Origin of the sequence: Gracilimonas sp. (genome assembly GCF_014762685.1) — a bacterium.
In the GTDB taxonomy this organism is placed as follows: domain Bacteria; phylum Bacteroidota; class Rhodothermia; order Balneolales; family Balneolaceae; genus Gracilimonas.
The window spans coordinates 1,481,970-1,496,894 of sequence record NZ_JABURM010000005.1; the positions used below are offsets into that span (position 1 = coordinate 1,481,970).

The 14,925-nt window shown below is 41.9% G+C and carries 17 protein-coding genes; 9 read left to right on the forward strand and 8 right to left on the reverse strand.

Going from position 1 to position 14,925, the window contains the following annotated elements; genetic code table 11:
* Positions 1-158: 158 nt before the first annotated feature.
* From HUJ22_RS06755 to nuoL, 8 genes are all read right to left on the reverse strand, one after another.
* The gene (locus HUJ22_RS06755; RefSeq protein ID WP_290875529.1) at positions 159-2,090 is read right to left on the reverse strand and encodes a cytochrome c biogenesis protein CcdA; all 1,932 of its coding nucleotides are present in this window, start codon (positions 2,088-2,090) and stop codon (positions 159-161) included.
* 110 nt (positions 2,091-2,200) lie between these two features.
* On the reverse strand, positions 2,201-2,647 hold the full coding sequence (gene rplI / locus HUJ22_RS06760) for a 50S ribosomal protein L9 (RefSeq protein ID WP_290875531.1): 447 nt from the start codon (positions 2,645-2,647) through the stop codon (positions 2,201-2,203).
* A gap of 18 nt (positions 2,648-2,665) precedes the next feature.
* The gene (gene rpsR / locus HUJ22_RS06765) at positions 2,666-2,917 is read right to left on the reverse strand and encodes a 30S ribosomal protein S18 (RefSeq protein ID WP_290875533.1); all 252 of its coding nucleotides are present in this window, start codon (positions 2,915-2,917) and stop codon (positions 2,666-2,668) included.
* Between the two features lie 33 nt (positions 2,918-2,950).
* Positions 2,951-3,337: a 30S ribosomal protein S6 gene (gene rpsF / locus HUJ22_RS06770; protein WP_290875535.1), complete on the reverse strand. Its 387-nt coding sequence runs from the start codon at positions 3,335-3,337 to the stop codon at positions 2,951-2,953.
* Positions 3,338-3,494: 157 nt separating this feature from the next.
* Positions 3,495-4,949 (reverse strand): NADH-quinone oxidoreductase subunit N, encoded by a 1,455-nt coding sequence (locus HUJ22_RS06775; protein WP_290875537.1) that lies wholly within the window; start codon positions 4,947-4,949, stop codon positions 3,495-3,497.
* Positions 4,950-4,958: 9 nt separating this feature from the next.
* Complete coding sequence (locus HUJ22_RS06780) at positions 4,959-5,243, reverse strand: 4a-hydroxytetrahydrobiopterin dehydratase (RefSeq protein WP_290875539.1); 285 nt, start codon at positions 5,241-5,243, stop codon at positions 4,959-4,961.
* A gap of 1 nt (position 5,244) precedes the next feature.
* The gene (locus HUJ22_RS06785; protein ID WP_290875541.1) at positions 5,245-6,852 is read right to left on the reverse strand and encodes an NADH-quinone oxidoreductase subunit M; all 1,608 of its coding nucleotides are present in this window, start codon (positions 6,850-6,852) and stop codon (positions 5,245-5,247) included.
* 17 nt (positions 6,853-6,869) lie between these two features.
* Positions 6,870-8,891 carry an NADH-quinone oxidoreductase subunit L gene (gene nuoL, locus HUJ22_RS06790; RefSeq protein ID WP_290875543.1) on the reverse strand — a complete coding sequence of 674 codons (2,022 nt, stop codon included), beginning with the start codon at positions 8,889-8,891 and terminating at the stop codon, positions 6,870-6,872.
* Between the two features lie 533 nt (positions 8,892-9,424).
* On the opposite strand from nuoL, the gene HUJ22_RS06795 reads away from it, so the two are divergent.
* From HUJ22_RS06795 to HUJ22_RS06835, 9 genes are read left to right on the forward strand one after another with little or no spacing between them, the layout of a single operon-like run.
* Positions 9,425-9,982 carry a Na+/H+ antiporter subunit E gene (locus HUJ22_RS06795; protein WP_290875545.1) on the forward strand — a complete coding sequence of 186 codons (558 nt, stop codon included), beginning with the start codon at positions 9,425-9,427 and terminating at the stop codon, positions 9,980-9,982.
* The gene (locus tag HUJ22_RS06800) at positions 9,982-10,263 is read left to right on the forward strand and encodes a monovalent cation/H+ antiporter complex subunit F (RefSeq protein WP_290875547.1); all 282 of its coding nucleotides are present in this window, start codon (positions 9,982-9,984) and stop codon (positions 10,261-10,263) included. Before HUJ22_RS06795 ends, HUJ22_RS06800 begins: the two co-directional genes overlap by 1 nt.
* Complete coding sequence (gene mnhG / locus HUJ22_RS06805; protein ID WP_290875549.1) at positions 10,256-10,585, forward strand: monovalent cation/H(+) antiporter subunit G; 330 nt, start codon at positions 10,256-10,258, stop codon at positions 10,583-10,585. Before HUJ22_RS06800 ends, mnhG begins: the two co-directional genes overlap by 8 nt.
* Complete coding sequence (locus tag HUJ22_RS06810) at positions 10,585-10,830, forward strand: hydrogenase subunit MbhD domain-containing protein (RefSeq protein ID WP_290875551.1); 246 nt, start codon at positions 10,585-10,587, stop codon at positions 10,828-10,830. Before mnhG ends, HUJ22_RS06810 begins: the two co-directional genes overlap by 1 nt.
* On the forward strand, positions 10,827-11,135 hold the full coding sequence (gene mbhE / locus HUJ22_RS06815; RefSeq protein WP_290875553.1) for a hydrogen gas-evolving membrane-bound hydrogenase subunit E: 309 nt from the start codon (positions 10,827-10,829) through the stop codon (positions 11,133-11,135). Before HUJ22_RS06810 ends, mbhE begins: the two co-directional genes overlap by 4 nt.
* Complete coding sequence (locus tag HUJ22_RS06820; RefSeq protein ID WP_290875555.1) at positions 11,125-11,565, forward strand: MnhB domain-containing protein; 441 nt, start codon at positions 11,125-11,127, stop codon at positions 11,563-11,565. The genes mbhE and HUJ22_RS06820 overlap by 11 nt, the downstream gene beginning before the upstream one ends.
* On the forward strand, positions 11,558-11,926 hold the full coding sequence (locus tag HUJ22_RS06825; RefSeq protein ID WP_290875557.1) for a cation:proton antiporter subunit C: 369 nt from the start codon (positions 11,558-11,560) through the stop codon (positions 11,924-11,926). Before HUJ22_RS06820 ends, HUJ22_RS06825 begins: the two co-directional genes overlap by 8 nt.
* The gene (locus HUJ22_RS06830; RefSeq protein ID WP_290875559.1) at positions 11,923-13,422 is read left to right on the forward strand and encodes a complex I subunit 5 family protein; all 1,500 of its coding nucleotides are present in this window, start codon (positions 11,923-11,925) and stop codon (positions 13,420-13,422) included. Before HUJ22_RS06825 ends, HUJ22_RS06830 begins: the two co-directional genes overlap by 4 nt.
* Before the next feature lie 17 nt (positions 13,423-13,439).
* Positions 13,440-14,924, forward strand: coding sequence for a monovalent cation/H+ antiporter subunit D family protein (locus HUJ22_RS06835; RefSeq protein ID WP_290875561.1), 1,485 nt, complete (start codon positions 13,440-13,442; stop codon positions 14,922-14,924).
* Position 14,925: the final 1 nt, after the last annotated feature.

The window sequence follows — 14,925 nt, forward strand, 5'->3', positions numbered from 1 at the left end:
ATTCAACTTGTTATTCAACAGAGAGATAAATACCCTCAAAAGCATCAATTAAATCCAGAAGCTGGATTGATAGTTCTCACTAAAATATAAGATCTGAGTGATTGTATTTGAGGCTAAAGGATTTGTTCAAAAAAGCTAAGAACAACCATCCTAAATCATCAGTTGGAATTAAATTTCTGCAATCCTTTATCTAAAAAGGCTACGAAATTATCTGCCTTGCTGTATCCCAAACTTTGTTCAATTACTCTTCCCGTTTCGGGATCAACGATGGCATAAGTGGGAAGGGCAACATTGCCGGTGAGCTCAAACTGAAACATTTGATTTTCAGGGCCATCGGGGCCTCCATCCGTATATAATTTTACGAGCACCATCTGGTCAAACCTGGATACGACTTCTTCCAATGGAAATACGTTTGATTCCATAGCTCTGCAATTGGTACAGGTATAACCGGTGAAATCAATAAAAACAGGTTTACCGTCTTGCAGAGCTACTTCACGGGAAGCTTCATAATCATCCGACCACCCCTCATCCGCACTGGTAGCGGCTCCTGATCCGGGGGTAGTTCCAATAGAGGCTACTAAACTCACATCTGTAGCCTGCTTCGGGGGTAGAAAAGCATCCCAAATTCCGAGTGAAGACCCTAGTAATCCTGGTATTAAATAAAAACTGAATAAAAGAAAAGGAATGGCTAGCAGCATCCTTCCGGTAGTAATGCTTTCAGGCTTACTCTCATGTTTTAGAGAATACGTTCCTAACAAATATAAACCGGTTAGTAAGAAAATGGCGATCCATGCCGCAATGGTCATTGGCCTGGAAATCATTCCCCATTCCCAAACAAGGTCGGCATTGGATAGAAACTTGAATGCGGCTGCCAGCTCAATAAATCCAAGCAGAACTTTCACCACATTCATCCATGAACCGCTTTTGGGAAGTGACTCCATCCATTTTGGGAAAATAGCCAATATCACGAACGGACTGGCAAATGCAGCTGAAAACCCAATCATCCCAATAATTGGGTAGAACCATTCCCCACCGGTGGTTGCGGCAAACACCCCGCCAACAAATGGAGCGGTACAAGAAAAGGAAACGGCACTGATTGTTAGCGACATAAATACAATTCCTGCAATGCCCGAACTTTGATTACTTTTCCGGTTCAGCCAATTAGTAAGTTGATGTGGAAGCTGCAATTCATACATCCCTAGCAAACTGAAAGCAAAAGCTACCAATACAAATGCGATAAATAAATTTACCCAGGGATTGGATGCAAAATTCTGTGCTCCGGATACTCCAAAAACAGCGGCTAATAAAACACCCAGTAATGTAAACGTAATAACGATACCTAAACCAAACAGAAAAGCTTTACCAACACCTTTACCATTATCTTCTTGTTTTGAAAAATAAGAAACAGTAAGCGGAATCATTGGAAACACACAGGGAGTCAAAAGTGCTGCAAATCCGGCCAGAATAGCGATCCATATAAAAGAAAACACCCCGTCCCCTCCCAAAACTGAACGTTTAATTTCACCTTCGCTCCCGGAAAGATCTTCCTCGCTTCCATCAGAAACTGATTGGCTAACAGGGTTTTCAGATACACCTGTTACAGTAACTCCGGCAATGATTGACTTTGTCTTTGGCGGCAAACAGACCCGGTCATCACAAACCTGATAATACACTTCTATATCCAGAGTTTGTTTGCCTGTCAAATTGGTTTTAACAGCTACGGGAATCGTGAATTTCGCAAAGCTGCTGTGCCAGCCTAACTCAGCTTCAAAATTGGGATCGAATTCAATATCAGCTTCTGATTCAACCACTTCTCCGGCAAATACAAAATTATTTGATTTGGGAGAAAATTCAGTAGGAAATGGCCCTGCATCTTCGTCATTCAAAATAGAATAAAGATGCCAGTTTCCTTCAATTGAAGCTTCAATTTCAATTTCAAAAACTTCACCGGCCAATACCGAATCCGGAGATTCAGAAATACTGAATTTTACAGGGTCTGGAATTTGTGCCTGAACAAAAAATGGGGATAACATCAGAAAGATGATCCCCATTAAAAAGGTGTGAAATGATTTCATTAATTCTAATTTCATCGAGTTAAACTATTTTCTCCTAATATAAAGAGAGCATACCGGTTATTAATCTTACGGATTCTAACTTAGTCTACCCGAAATTATTATAAGAGTCCGGAATTAGAAAGTAATTATTCGTCTTTTACAACCCAGAATTTTACTTGTGGATTCAAATCACCAACTAAATTTACGGTGGCAGTATATTCACCAAGAGCTTTTACTTCCTGATCCAAAGTGATGTCTTTTTTATCCACCATAATTTCACGCTCCTCTAATGCTTTAGCAATATCAGCATTGGTAACGGTTCCGTGAATTTTGTCTTCTTCTCCAGTAGTTACCGGGATGGTTAGCGAAGTAGCTTCCAATAATTGTGCTAATTCTTTGGCTTCCTTAACAGTAAATTCTGCTTGACGAGCGGCTTCTTTTTTGAGTCGCTCTAGTTCATGGATTGCTCCTTTGGTAGCCATAACAGCTTTGCCTTGCGGAATCAGGTAATTTCTGCCAAAGCCGTCTTTAACATCAACTACTTCACCGGATTGTCCTACTTTTTCTACGTCTTCTCTAAGAATGATTTTCATAATTCTGTCGTCTTAATTTTATCGGAGATTTTCAGCTACATATGGCATAAGGGCCAGGAAACGGGCGCGCTTAACTGCCGTTGTTAGCTGTCGCTGATGTTTTGCACTGGTACCGGTCACACGACGAGGGAGAATTTTTCCCTGATCGTTAGTAAAGCGCTGAAGGGTGTCAACATCTTTGTAATCAATATATTCAAGACCGGCACGGGTAAACTTACATTGCTTTACCTTGCGCTGGTTTTTTTTCGGGTGTGATGGATTCTTAATCATAATTCAATTTCTTTTAGTGAGGATTCTGCTTAATTAATCGTCGTCTTCAGTTTCTTCGTCTTCATCTTCTATCGCAAAGACATCAGGGATTTCGTTTTTCTTTTGAAGTTCACGATGACGCAACATCTTGGCATCATATTTTAAAGTCAGATAGCGCAGGATGTCATCATCAATACGTAACTGCCGCTCAATTGGAGCAATAGCTTCAGCATCCGCTGTGAAATACATATTCACATAATATCCGCTGCCTTTTTTGTTGATGTTATATGCAAATTGACGTAAGCCCCACTCATCAACTTCATCAATTTCCCCGCCGTGTTTTTCGATTAGCTTTGTTACCTTATCGACGGTTTCTTTGAATTTATCCTCTTCGAGAACAGGATTTATGATATAGGTAAACTCGTAATAGTTCTTGCTCATTTTATATAAAGTTTTCTTTGGGTGCTTTCCGAGATGAAAGCAGTCACTCTGGCACTTTGCCGAGCAACAGAAGAACCAAAGATAAGCTTTTTTTGGTGTCTATTCCAACCTTTAAGAAATGATTCTTTTAGCTGAGTAATAAATTGGTAAATGGATCTTACATTGCTGGAGTTGTATATCCGCCAAATGTATTCAGAATATCCATTAGCCCTTCACCCGGAAGCAATGGTTCTACACCATAATAAAGAGTCAGAATAGCAAGAATGGCTATAGTTCCACGGTAAAGTAGAGTCGGTGAAAAAAGCTGAATGGGCTGATGCTCCTCCCGGAAATATAGATATACCATAACCCGCAAGTAGTAGTAAACACTTGCTGCACTAGCAAGCACACCAACTATAGCAAGTCCAATCATCTCAGCATTAATGGCTGCAGCAAATACATAATATTTACCTACGAAACCAACTAACGGGGGGATGCCTGCCAGGGAGAATAAAAATACAGATAATGAAATTCCCATCAGTGGTTCTTTATATCCTAATCCCGCCAGGTTTTGAACCTGATTGAAATCTAAACCTTTGTTCCTTTCATAGTAAGCTATCACCCCAAAAGCACCTACATTCATCAAGGTATATGCAAATAAATAAAACAATACAGCACTGTACCCTTCAAAAGTGCCCGCTGCCAGACCTACTAAAGCATAACCGGCATGAGCAATACTCGAATATGCCAGCATACGTTTCACATTATCCTGAACCAATGCTATGATGTTTCCAAACACCATAGTTATAATTGCAATGACACTTAATACCAACTGCCAGTTGAGTCCTTCAATAATGGGTAAAGCTCTGGATAGCACCAGGATAAATGCTATAAATGTACCTGCCTTTGACGCTGTTGCCATATATGCGGTAAGCGTAGTCGGAGTTCCCTGATATACATCCGGGGTCCACATATGAAAAGGAACAGCAGATATCTTGAATAAAAATCCCACCAGTAACAAGGCCGTACCGGCTAAGAATAATGGATTGGTACTTGCTGCGGCTCCAATTTCAGGAATACTGGTTGTTCCTGTTGCTCCGTAAAGCAGTGCCATTCCGTACAATAGAAATCCGGTCGAAAATGCGCCCAGTAAAAAATACTTTAATGCTGATTCGGCACCCGATTTTTCATCCTTGATCAACCCGGCCATTACATATAAACAAATAGACATGGTTTCCAAACCTACAAACAAAGTAATCAAGTCATTTGAGCCGGCTAAAGCCAACATACCGGAGGTCGCAAACAGCATCAGTGCGTAGGTCTCTCCATAATAATGGCCTATTCCCCGCAAGTAATCTTCAGAGATAAAAACACAGAACACGGCACCGGTTAAAATTACCATATTCCCGAAAGCTACCGGACCGCCATAAACTAACATGCCGGAAAAAGCAGTATCAATTGTGGTTCCAAGAGACTGAAGGCTCACAAAAAGAGCAGCTACTAATGCTACGGTTGTAATCCAAAAATTGAGGGGGCTTTCTTTTTTAAAAGCTTCCACAATAATTACTACCAAACCGGCTACGGCTGTGATGACTCCGGGTAAAAAAGCTTGTATATCGCCTAAATAATCCATTTGCTATATTTATAAAATGCTTTCAATTGCTTGAGCCAGTTCAATGTCTTTTTGAGTGACTTTATCCCCGGCATCGTGTGTACTTAACTGAATTTTCACGGTGTTATAGACATTGAATAATTCAGGATGGTGAACCTGTTTTTCAGCTTCTATTCCCACCCGGACTATAAATCCGAGAGCTTCGCTGAAATCATTAAATGAAAATTCTTTTTTGATCTTATTACCCTCGAATTCCCACCCTTCTAAGGAATTCAAAGCATCGCGAATATCCTGTTCTGAAAGTGGTTGTGCCATTTTACTTAGTGACTATTTGAGATTCAACTTGATCTACTTCATAAAATCTTGCAGTCCAGTTTGGAAGGTCTTCCATCTTAGATTGCTCTAAAACAGCTACACTTTTTGTTTCAGATGCCTCAATTAATTCAGTAACCTGGGCTTCAGAATACTTAGTGAAATCTACTGGATGAATTCCAATCCAAAACATGAAGATTACCATTGGAATTAACAATCCGATTTCCCGCCCGTTCAGGTCAATCAATTTTTCATTCTCTTCATTTGTAATCGGGCCGAACATTACGCGCTGGAACATCCATAACATATAGACTGCGGCTAAAATAACACCGGTTGCTCCAAGTACAGCAAAGGTCTTATTACTGTATAGCTCTGAGAAAAATGTACCATTCAATATTAAAAATTCTCCTACAAACCCATTAAGTCCGGGGAGCCCGATAGAAGCAAAGGTAGCTATCATAAACATTACTGTAAAAACCGGAATCTTCTTGGCAATACCGCCAAAGTCTTTGATCATTCGGGTATGTCTGCGGTCATAAAGCATTCCGACAATAAGGAATAGTGCGCCGGTTGAGAGGCCGTGGTTAATCATTTGGATAATAGCTCCCTGTACTGCAACGGTATTTAATGCAAAAATTCCAAGAACAACAAAACCAAGGTGACTTACCGATGAGTAAGCAACCAACTTCTTAACGTCTTTCTGAACCATAGCAACTAACGCCCCATAAATAATTCCGATCACGGCAAGAGTCGCCATCCATGGAGCAAATTCCATAAAAGCATTTGGAAATATTGGCAGACAAACACGAATCAAACCATAAGTACCCATTTTCAGCATAATGGCCGCAAGTACTACCGAACCGGCAGTTGGAGCTTCGGTATGAGCATATGGCAACCAGGTATGAAATGGAAATAAAGGCACTTTAATACAAAACGCGAGTGCAAAAGCTAAAAACAGATAGGTTTGCTCAACCAATCCAATTTGGTAAATATCACTGGACAAAAATCTCCAGTCAGTCGTAAAGGCAACCCCCTCTCCCATGGCATATCCCGCATCATAGCCAAGGTAAATTAATCCAACCAACATAATCAGTGAGCCAACCAGCGTATAAATGAAAAACTTAACCGTTGCCTGAATACGTCCGGCTCCGCCCCAAATTCCAATCAGGAAGTACATGGGTATTAAAGAAAGCTCAAAAAATACGTAGAAAACCATCAGATCAAGAGAAGCAAAAACTCCTAATGAAGCAGTTTGAAGCAACAGTAACATGCTCAGATAGCCCGCCAAATGTTTGGTTACCGAATTCCAGGAAGACAGAATGACGATCGGCCCCATGAAGGTGGTTAACATAAAGAGTAGTAAGCTCAGTCCATCTAAGCCCACCAAATATTTGATATCAATTGATTCCATCAACCTGCCGCCTTCAGTCAGGTACTGAGGAGTTCCTGAAGCCGCGACATCAAAACCAAACATCAGCGGCAATGACGCTAAAAATGTAATGCTGGTCACTAAAAGAGCAATCCACTTTCTGGAGTTTTCATTCTTGATCAACAGGATCAGAGGAATACCTAACAGTGGTAAATAAATGACGATATTTAAAAGTGTTTCCATCAACTGATTTGTGACAATTACATTACCATTAAATAGAGTATTACAATCACGCCGATTACAAAGGCCAGCGCGTAACTTGAAACAACCCCGGTTTGAACATAGCGGAACAAGCTGCCAAATAAGCGAACGGTTCCGGCCGTAGCGTTAACAAAACCATCCACTACTTTCATGTCGAACACAGCAAGTACTTTGTCGGAAAACTTCACCAGGGGATCGGAAATCAAACCTTCATATACCTCATCAAGGTTGTACTTATCTTTCCAGGTCTGATACAAGCCGCCGAATCTGTCAGCCAGCTTGGCATCAGACTCAAGCTGATTATTGTTGTTGTACATCTTGAATGCTGTAAACACACCCGCAATCGCAATTACGATGGAAGCCGACATCAGCGCCCATTCAATTCCATGGGAAAGCGTGAGTTCATAATCAGCTGTTACGTTATACAACCAGTTATGCAATAAATTGATATGAGCTTCTTCGTGGGTGAAGGTTTCCACAATGAAATTCGGGACACCCATAAAACCGCCCACAGTTGCAAGCCCGGCTAAAGTCCATAACGGAATTGTCATAGTAGCGGGACTCTCATGCAAATATTTCTCAGCGCCAAGAGCTTCTTTAAATCTTTGGCCAAGTTTAAATTCTCCGTGGAACGTGGTAAGTGTGAGGCGGAACATATAAAAGGCAGTGAGGAAAGCGGTTATAATACCAACTACCCAAAGTGCCATATACATATATTGTCCAAACTCTCCTGCTCCGGCATTGGCCGTCATGGCAAGCACTTCATCTTTAGAGAAGAAACCTGCCAACGGTGGAATCCCTGCAATGGCAATGGTTGATATCAAGAAAGTTTTATAGGTTGACGGCATATATTTTCTAAGCCCACCCATATTCCTCATATCCTGAGGATCAAAATGCACCTCTTTTCCTTCATGCTCCAGTTCATGCTCAACATGGTGCATGGCATGGATTACAGAACCGGAACCAAGAAACAAGCAAGCCTTAAAAAACGCATGTGTTACCACATGGAACATCGCTGCGGTAAACCCCCCGGCTCCCAACGCAAGGAACATATAACCCAGCTGAGAAACCGTCGAATATGCGAGTACTCCTTTAATATCATTTTGCGTTATGGCAATAGTTGCCGCGACAATTGCAGTAAGTGCTCCAATTACAGCAACAATCAACATCACTTCCGGAGACAGCACAAACATAGGCGACATTCTGGAGATCAAATAAATCCCTGATGTTACCATGGTAGCAGCGTGAATCAATGCAGAAACCGGTGTTGGGCCGGCCATGGCATCAGGCAACCAGACAAATAATGGAATCTGAGCCGATTTACCGGTGGCCCCAATAAACATCAATAACCCAATCGTAAAAATATATCCTTCAGAAAAAGCACCTAGATTACCAAAAATAGCATCAAAACTCAGACTACCTACCGTTTGGAAAACCATGAACATCGCAATTAAAAAAGCAAAGTCACCGATACGATTATAAATAAAAGCTTTTTTGGCAGCATCCGATTTAGCCATGTCGGTATACCAAAACCCGATCAATAAATAAGAACAAACCCCAACTCCTTCCCATCCAAGGAATAACAGCAAAAGGTTGTTACCCAGAACCAAGTTCAGCATTGCAAATATGAAGAGGTTCAGGTAAGCAAAGAACTTCCAATACCCTTCATCATCTGCCATATACCCCATGGAATACAGGTGGATCAAAAAACCAACACCGGTAACAACCAGGGTCATTAATATGGACAGCTGATCGAGCCGGTAAGCAATATCCACGCTGAAGCTTCCCGCCTCCATCCACGTAAAGAGCTTATATACTACCGCTTCAGAATCAGCATTAATGTTAAAGAAGAAATAGACCGCAATCAGAAAGGGAATAAAAACGGCTACATTAGCTATGAAACCAATTAATTGCTTCTTATTTCTATAGTTCTCTGCGAATAGCCCGATGATCCCGTTGATCAAAAAGCCGGCTAATGGAAGAGCAATAATGAGTGTAAACAGCGCCGTAGCGGATTCCATTTATTAAACTTTGATTAATTACAATAATGCAACCGCGACTGAGCACGGCTCCGAAATGGATGGCAAAGATACAAAAAACTTCAGGAAGGTAAAGGCAGATTTAAGTGAATTTTGAGGAATTTAGAATTGGTTTAAGATTGCCGTAAAAACACCCGGGTACACAAGATGTTTTATAAATATCAAACAACCGACACGGAATACTCATCAAAAGGAATGCCGCTGGCGAATGATAAATTATTTTACCCGGACCTTGAACATCTGCCATTTACAACATTTAAACCCGATTCCTCAAAACTTGACTCAATCCATTTTTTTATACACCCCGAAGCTGTTATTTTCTCAGCTCATTTGTTGGCTTATAAACCCGGGCAACCTGCAAAAAAACATTTTAAATATTTCATGCTATTGTGTTTTTGCAACCCTATATATAAAGACTTCAGATTTCCCCGATTTTGATTTCGGGTAATTCCCAGAATTTGTATGTTTGAAGCCATTAAAAAAATTTATCCTGAAAAATTTAATACAGCTAAATTTTGAAGTCATTATCTGCTCAAAGCCTGATTGTATCTTTTATTAGCCTGATGGGGTTTTGGTATATCATGAGTGGTTTTTTTGATCTAACTCACAGCATCATGGGCGTGCTAAGTGTTGGCTTTGTTATGGCGATCAATCATCGCCTTAAGGTTTATTCTTTTTATGAAGATGAAACTGATGTCCTCAAAGAAATGCGGTTCTTGCAGGTTCCTTATTACTTTCTTTGGCTAATGCTGCAAATTGTAATTTCAGGAATTCACGTAGCAAAAATATTGCTCAGCCCATCACTTCCCATCAAAACTTCCATCGTCCGCTTTAAGGTGAATTATCCCAACCCCCACTGTAAAATGATCTTGGGGAACTCCATCACTTTAACTCCCGGAACACTTACAGTTGATATTCAGGGTGATGAGTTTATTGTCCATGCTATTTCTCCCGTTTCTTTTGAGGGAATTGCGAGTGATCGAATGCCACAACAGGTGCTCAAGTTATTTACAAACGAACTTTATCCCGTGGTCTCAGATTTTGAAGTATTAGAAAACACGGAGGAATTATAATGGATTCCTTCTTTTTATATAGCGCCGTAATTTTAACGGCCATTATCGCTGTTCCGGCCTATCGCGTGATAAAAGGGCCAACGGTATTTGATCGATTGGTTGGCACCAATGCCATCGCTACCAAAACCATTGTACTTATTTGCCTGATTGGATATGTATTTGGCCGTATTGACATGTTTATCGATATCACCCTGGCTTATGCTATCCTTGGATTCATTGGGTCTCTGACTATTGCCAAATATTTTTCATCTGAAAATGTAAATGTCCGGTTTGATGATTGATTTCACTTCCATATTTACCATCATTTTTGTTATAGCAGGAATTTTCTTCCTTCTCATTGGAAGCGTGGGCATCATTCGGCTTCCTGATTTTTATTCACGTACTCACGCTACCAGTAAAAGTGACACGCTGGGAATGATGCTCGTAATTATAGGGCTTATAATTTTTGAAGGATTGACAATAAACAGCGGGAAATTGTTTCTGATTCTATTATTCATTTTGCTTGCTAACCCTGTTGGAGCTCACGCACTGGCCCGAGCGGCTTACAATTCAGGACTCAAGCCCCTGTTTCCCAATAACAAGAAAGATCAAAACCAACGCTGATGTACTGGGAACTTGAACTCATATTATTCATCTTTTTACTGATTACTGCCTACATCGCACTGGAGGCTAACGACCTGCTCATTGCAGTAGTTATGCTCACGGCTTTTAGTTTTTTGATGGCCTTACTATTCACCACAATGGGAGCGGTAGATGTGGGATTTACTGAAGCTGTTGTCGGAGCCGGAGTAACCGGAATTTTATTAATCGTAGCAATTTATCAAACCACATATAAAACAGAAGATTGAAGTATCTGAAATTGCTTTTAATCATAGCGTTTACCCTCGTGCTGCTTTTTGCTGCATCGGATTTGCCGTATCGTGGAAATCCCGATAACCAAATGAACCAGGAAGTGAGCATGACCGGCACCGAAGTCCCGGGCAACTACTATATACAGGAAGCCTATAATGATGCGCATACGCCCAACATTGTAACCGTTATTTTAGGTGATTATCGTAGCATTGATACCTTAGGTGAACAAATTGTGATATTTACAGCCGGGCTTATCTGCTTTTTACTGCTCAGAAAACGAGGAGAAGGCGATGACGAATAAAGAACAAAGCCCTATCATTTTATTAGGTTCCCGCTTTTTAAGCCCGTACATCATGGTCTTCGGGTTTTATGTGATTTTTCACGGACACTATTCTCCCGGTGGTGGATTTCAGGGAGGTACACTGCTAGCTGCTTCACTTCTGCTAATCCGTATTGCAAGCGGGACGGAAATTGCCAGCCTTCAGTTTAAAGATTACTTAGCCACCCCTTATGCAGCACTTGGAGTACTCATATATTTTGGAACCGGACTCACCGCTATTTTCACAGGCGGTTATTTCCTCGATTACGAGCAGCTCCCCATTCCAGGCCTTGAAGCTGCAGACCTACGCTATTGGGGAATATTAATTGTTGAACTGGGAATTGGGCTTACTGTAATGACCGTTTTAGTACTGATTTATGACAACATGGTAAAAGGAGAAGACTATGCTTGATTTCTTTTTAGGGCATTACGCTTATTGGTTTACCATTATTTTACTGGCTATTGGGTTATATGGGATGCTTCTTAAGAAAAACCTGGTTAAAAAAACCATCGGACTCTCCATTTTCCAGGCCGGAGTCATTTTATTTTTTGTTTCCGTTGCTATGAAAGATGGAGCCACTGTACCGGTCAAAGCTGACGGCCTTCCTGTAAGCGAAGTAGCAAATTATATGAACGCGCTACCGCACACCCTTATGCTCACCGCTATAGTAGTTGGGGTGGCAACACTGGGAGTAGCTTTTGCTCTGCTGATCAATATTTACAACCGATACGGCACCCTCAACGAAGAAGAACTTTTAGATAAGATTCAATGATCGGATCCGAAATACCGGCGTTAATACCCGTTACATATATCCTTTTTGCGATTCTGATTCCCGTAATCGGACTTTGGAAACGTGAGATCACCTGGCATCTGAGTTTGCTTGGAACCGGTATCGCTACTGTTTTCTCAGCCTGGGGATTAATCCATCTCATCCAAACCGGTGAAACCATTCGTTACTTTTTTGGCGGGTGGATGCCTCCGGTCGGAATCGAATTTGTATATGATGGCTTAGCCGCATTCATCGTTCTTGTAATTAACACCATTGCCTTTTTGGTCCTCATTCATTCCAGGGAAATCAGTAAGGTAGAATTCCCCGGAAAGAAGATGGCCTATTACACCGTTTCCATGCTTTTGATGCTTGGTTTCAACGGAATGGTACTCACCGGTGACCTCTTTAATCTCTACGTATTCCTTGAAATTTCATCCCTCTCCAGTTACGCTTTGATTGCGATTGGAGAAAAACGAGCACCTTACTCCGCATTCCGATATTTGATCATTGGAACCGTGGGCGGTTCGCTCTACTTACTGGGTGTTGGCTTTTTATACACCGTAACCGGCACGCTCAACATCATTGATATGCATGCCATGTTGCCGCAGGTAATCGGACATTCCTCGGTAATCGCAGCCCTAATTTTGATGGTGGTTGGCGTAGGAGTAAAAGCTGCATTATTCCCGCTTCATGGATGGTTACCTGATTCATACACTTTTGCTTCCTCTACTTCATCAGCACTCATTGCCCCAATCGGCACCAAAGTAGCAGCCTATATTTTATTACGAATTGTGCTGTTCCTTTTTGGGGTTGAATTAATTGATGCTGAGTTACCAATTACTGCCATCATCGGCACTTTTGCAGGAATTGGAATTCTCTACGGTTCCATTATGGCCATTGCTCAAAGCGAGTTGAAGAAGATGTTGGCCTATAGCTCGGTTTCCCAGATCGGATACATCATCATGGGGATTAGCCTGGCAAATCCCTTTGGTTTTATAGGTGCGGTACTGCACATTCTAAATCACGCCATGATGAAGGCCTTGCTCTTCCTTGTTTCCGGAAGCCTGAGGCTGAAAGAAGGTCATTCACTCATTACGAAATTTGACAACAGCTATCGCAAAAAATATCCCTGGACGATGGCTGCTTTTACGACGGCGGCAATTTCAATGGTAGGCCTTCCCCCGCTCGCAGGGTTCTTTAGTAAGTGGTATCTCGCTCTTGGAACCATTGACAACAGCAACTGGATTTTATTAGCAATCATTCTGATCAGTTCACTGCTGAATGCCGTGTATTTCTTCCGGATTTTAGAAAAAGTTTATCTGAACAATCCCGAAACAGAACCAACCGAAGATCTCGAATCCGCTTCACCCCAAAACAATGAAGTGAGCTTTAGTATGATGTTTCCAATGGCTGTACTGGGGCTTGGCCTTTTGATCGTTGGAATCTTCAACGTCTATATCGTAAATATAATTTTCACCATGTTTCCGGCAGGATTTTAAATAGATAAATAAACGCAATGGAGCTTACCTACATCCCTTTATTAGCTGTTCTTGTATCGCTGGCTGCGGTGCCATTCATCTTGCTGAGTTCGAAGAAACCGAATCTCCGCGAGTTCTGGACTATCCTGGCTGGTGTGATCAAATTCCTGTTGGTACTCACATTATTACCCTCAGCTCTTCAGGGAAACACCATTGAACTGGAACTTATTGAAATTGCCCCAAATCTCCCGCTAGTACTCAAAGCGGATACCTTTGGAGTATTTTTTGCGCTCATTGCCTCAGGACTCTGGATCTTTACTTCTTTCTATTCTATCGGCTACATGCGCGGTCACCATGAGGAAAAACAGACCCGCTACTTTGCCAGTTTTGCCATATGTTTGAGTTCCACGATTGGTATCGCCTTTTCCGGCAACCTACTGACCTTCATCATCTTTTACGAGATGTTGACACTGGCCACTTATCCGCTCGTAATTCACAGCGAAACCAAAAAAGGAATTGCAGCCGGCCGCAAGTATTTGACCTACACTTTGACTGCCGGACTTCTTTTGATCGCAGCTGCCGGAATTACCTATTCCCTCACAGGAACACTTGATTTTCAGGCCGGAGGTATCTTTGAAGGCGTTGAGCTTTCCCAGACCATGGCAGTGACTATTTTCATCCTGTTCCTCGGAGGTGTTGGGGTGAAGGCCGGTATTATGCCTTTGCATAGCTGGCTTCCATCCGCGATGGCGGCTCCAACCCCTGTCAGTGCATTACTTCACGCCGTAGCCGTGGTAAAATCAGGTGTGTTTGGAGTGATCCGTGTAGTTGGGTTTATCTTTGGTCCCGAGGTAATGGCTGAATTCGGCCTCAACGAAATTTTGATGGTACTGGCGGGAATTACTGTAATTGTAGCTTCCCTCCTCGCCTTCGCACAAGACAATTTAAAGCGGCGATTGGCATACTCTACAGTAGGACATCTCTCCTACATTGTATTGGGAGTTGCTCTTCTTACTGAAACCGGACTGATTGGAAGTATCATGCATATTTCCTTTCATGCCACCATGAAGATTACGCTGTTCTTCTGTGCGGGAGCCATTATGGTGAACTTGCACAAATCGGATATCAGTGACCTGAACGGTATTGCAAAAGTGATGCCCTGGACCATGGCTGCATTTACGATTGGTTCTATGGGGCTAGCCGGAATTCCACCCGTAAACGGATTTGTAAGTAAATGGTATCTCGCCACCGGAGCACTCGAAGGCGGAATGATGATTCCTGTGATCATATTAGTGATCAGTGGATTATTGAACGTGGGCTATTTCTTCCCCATCATTCACCGTGCCTATTTCCGGAAAGGAGGTCCTGAGCTGGAAGGCCATACAGAAGCCTCACCATTTATGGTAGTTCCGTTATTCAGTACCGCGATCCTTTCCATTTTATTTGGATTGAATCCTGATCTGTTCTTCAACTTTTTTGATATGGCCACTTCGGTAGCATCCACAATTTTTAATCCATTGTAAT

What these genes read in the sequence shown, in the direction of transcription:
- HUJ22_RS06755 (WP_290875529.1), bottom strand. Translation starts at nt 2,090, where the DNA reads ATGAAATTAGAATTAATGAAATCATTTCACACCTTTTTAATGGGGATC.
- rplI (WP_290875531.1), bottom strand. Translation starts at nt 2,647, where the DNA reads ATGAAAATCATTCTTAGAGAAGACGTAGAAAAAGTAGGACAATCCGGT.
- rpsR (WP_290875533.1), bottom strand. Translation starts at nt 2,917, where the DNA reads ATGATTAAGAATCCATCACACCCGAAAAAAAACCAGCGCAAGGTAAAG.
- rpsF (WP_290875535.1), bottom strand. Translation starts at nt 3,337, where the DNA reads ATGAGCAAGAACTATTACGAGTTTACCTATATCATAAATCCTGTTCTC.
- HUJ22_RS06775 (WP_290875537.1), bottom strand. Translation starts at nt 4,949, where the DNA reads ATGGATTATTTAGGCGATATACAAGCTTTTTTACCCGGAGTCATCACA.
- HUJ22_RS06780 (WP_290875539.1), bottom strand. Translation starts at nt 5,243, where the DNA reads ATGGCACAACCACTTTCAGAACAGGATATTCGCGATGCTTTGAATTCC.
- HUJ22_RS06785 (WP_290875541.1), bottom strand. Translation starts at nt 6,852, where the DNA reads ATGGAAACACTTTTAAATATCGTCATTTATTTACCACTGTTAGGTATT.
- nuoL (WP_290875543.1), bottom strand. Translation starts at nt 8,891, where the DNA reads ATGGAATCCGCTACGGCGCTGTTTACACTCATTATTGCTCTTCCATTA.
- HUJ22_RS06800 (WP_290875547.1), top strand. Translation starts at nt 9,982, where the DNA reads ATGGATTCCTTCTTTTTATATAGCGCCGTAATTTTAACGGCCATTATC.
- mnhG (WP_290875549.1), top strand. Translation starts at nt 10,256, where the DNA reads ATGATTGATTTCACTTCCATATTTACCATCATTTTTGTTATAGCAGGA.
- HUJ22_RS06810 (WP_290875551.1), top strand. Translation starts at nt 10,585, where the DNA reads ATGTACTGGGAACTTGAACTCATATTATTCATCTTTTTACTGATTACT.
- HUJ22_RS06820 (WP_290875555.1), top strand. Translation starts at nt 11,125, where the DNA reads ATGACGAATAAAGAACAAAGCCCTATCATTTTATTAGGTTCCCGCTTT.
- HUJ22_RS06825 (WP_290875557.1), top strand. Translation starts at nt 11,558, where the DNA reads ATGCTTGATTTCTTTTTAGGGCATTACGCTTATTGGTTTACCATTATT.
- HUJ22_RS06830 (WP_290875559.1), top strand. Translation starts at nt 11,923, where the DNA reads ATGATCGGATCCGAAATACCGGCGTTAATACCCGTTACATATATCCTT.
- HUJ22_RS06835 (WP_290875561.1), top strand. Translation starts at nt 13,440, where the DNA reads ATGGAGCTTACCTACATCCCTTTATTAGCTGTTCTTGTATCGCTGGCT.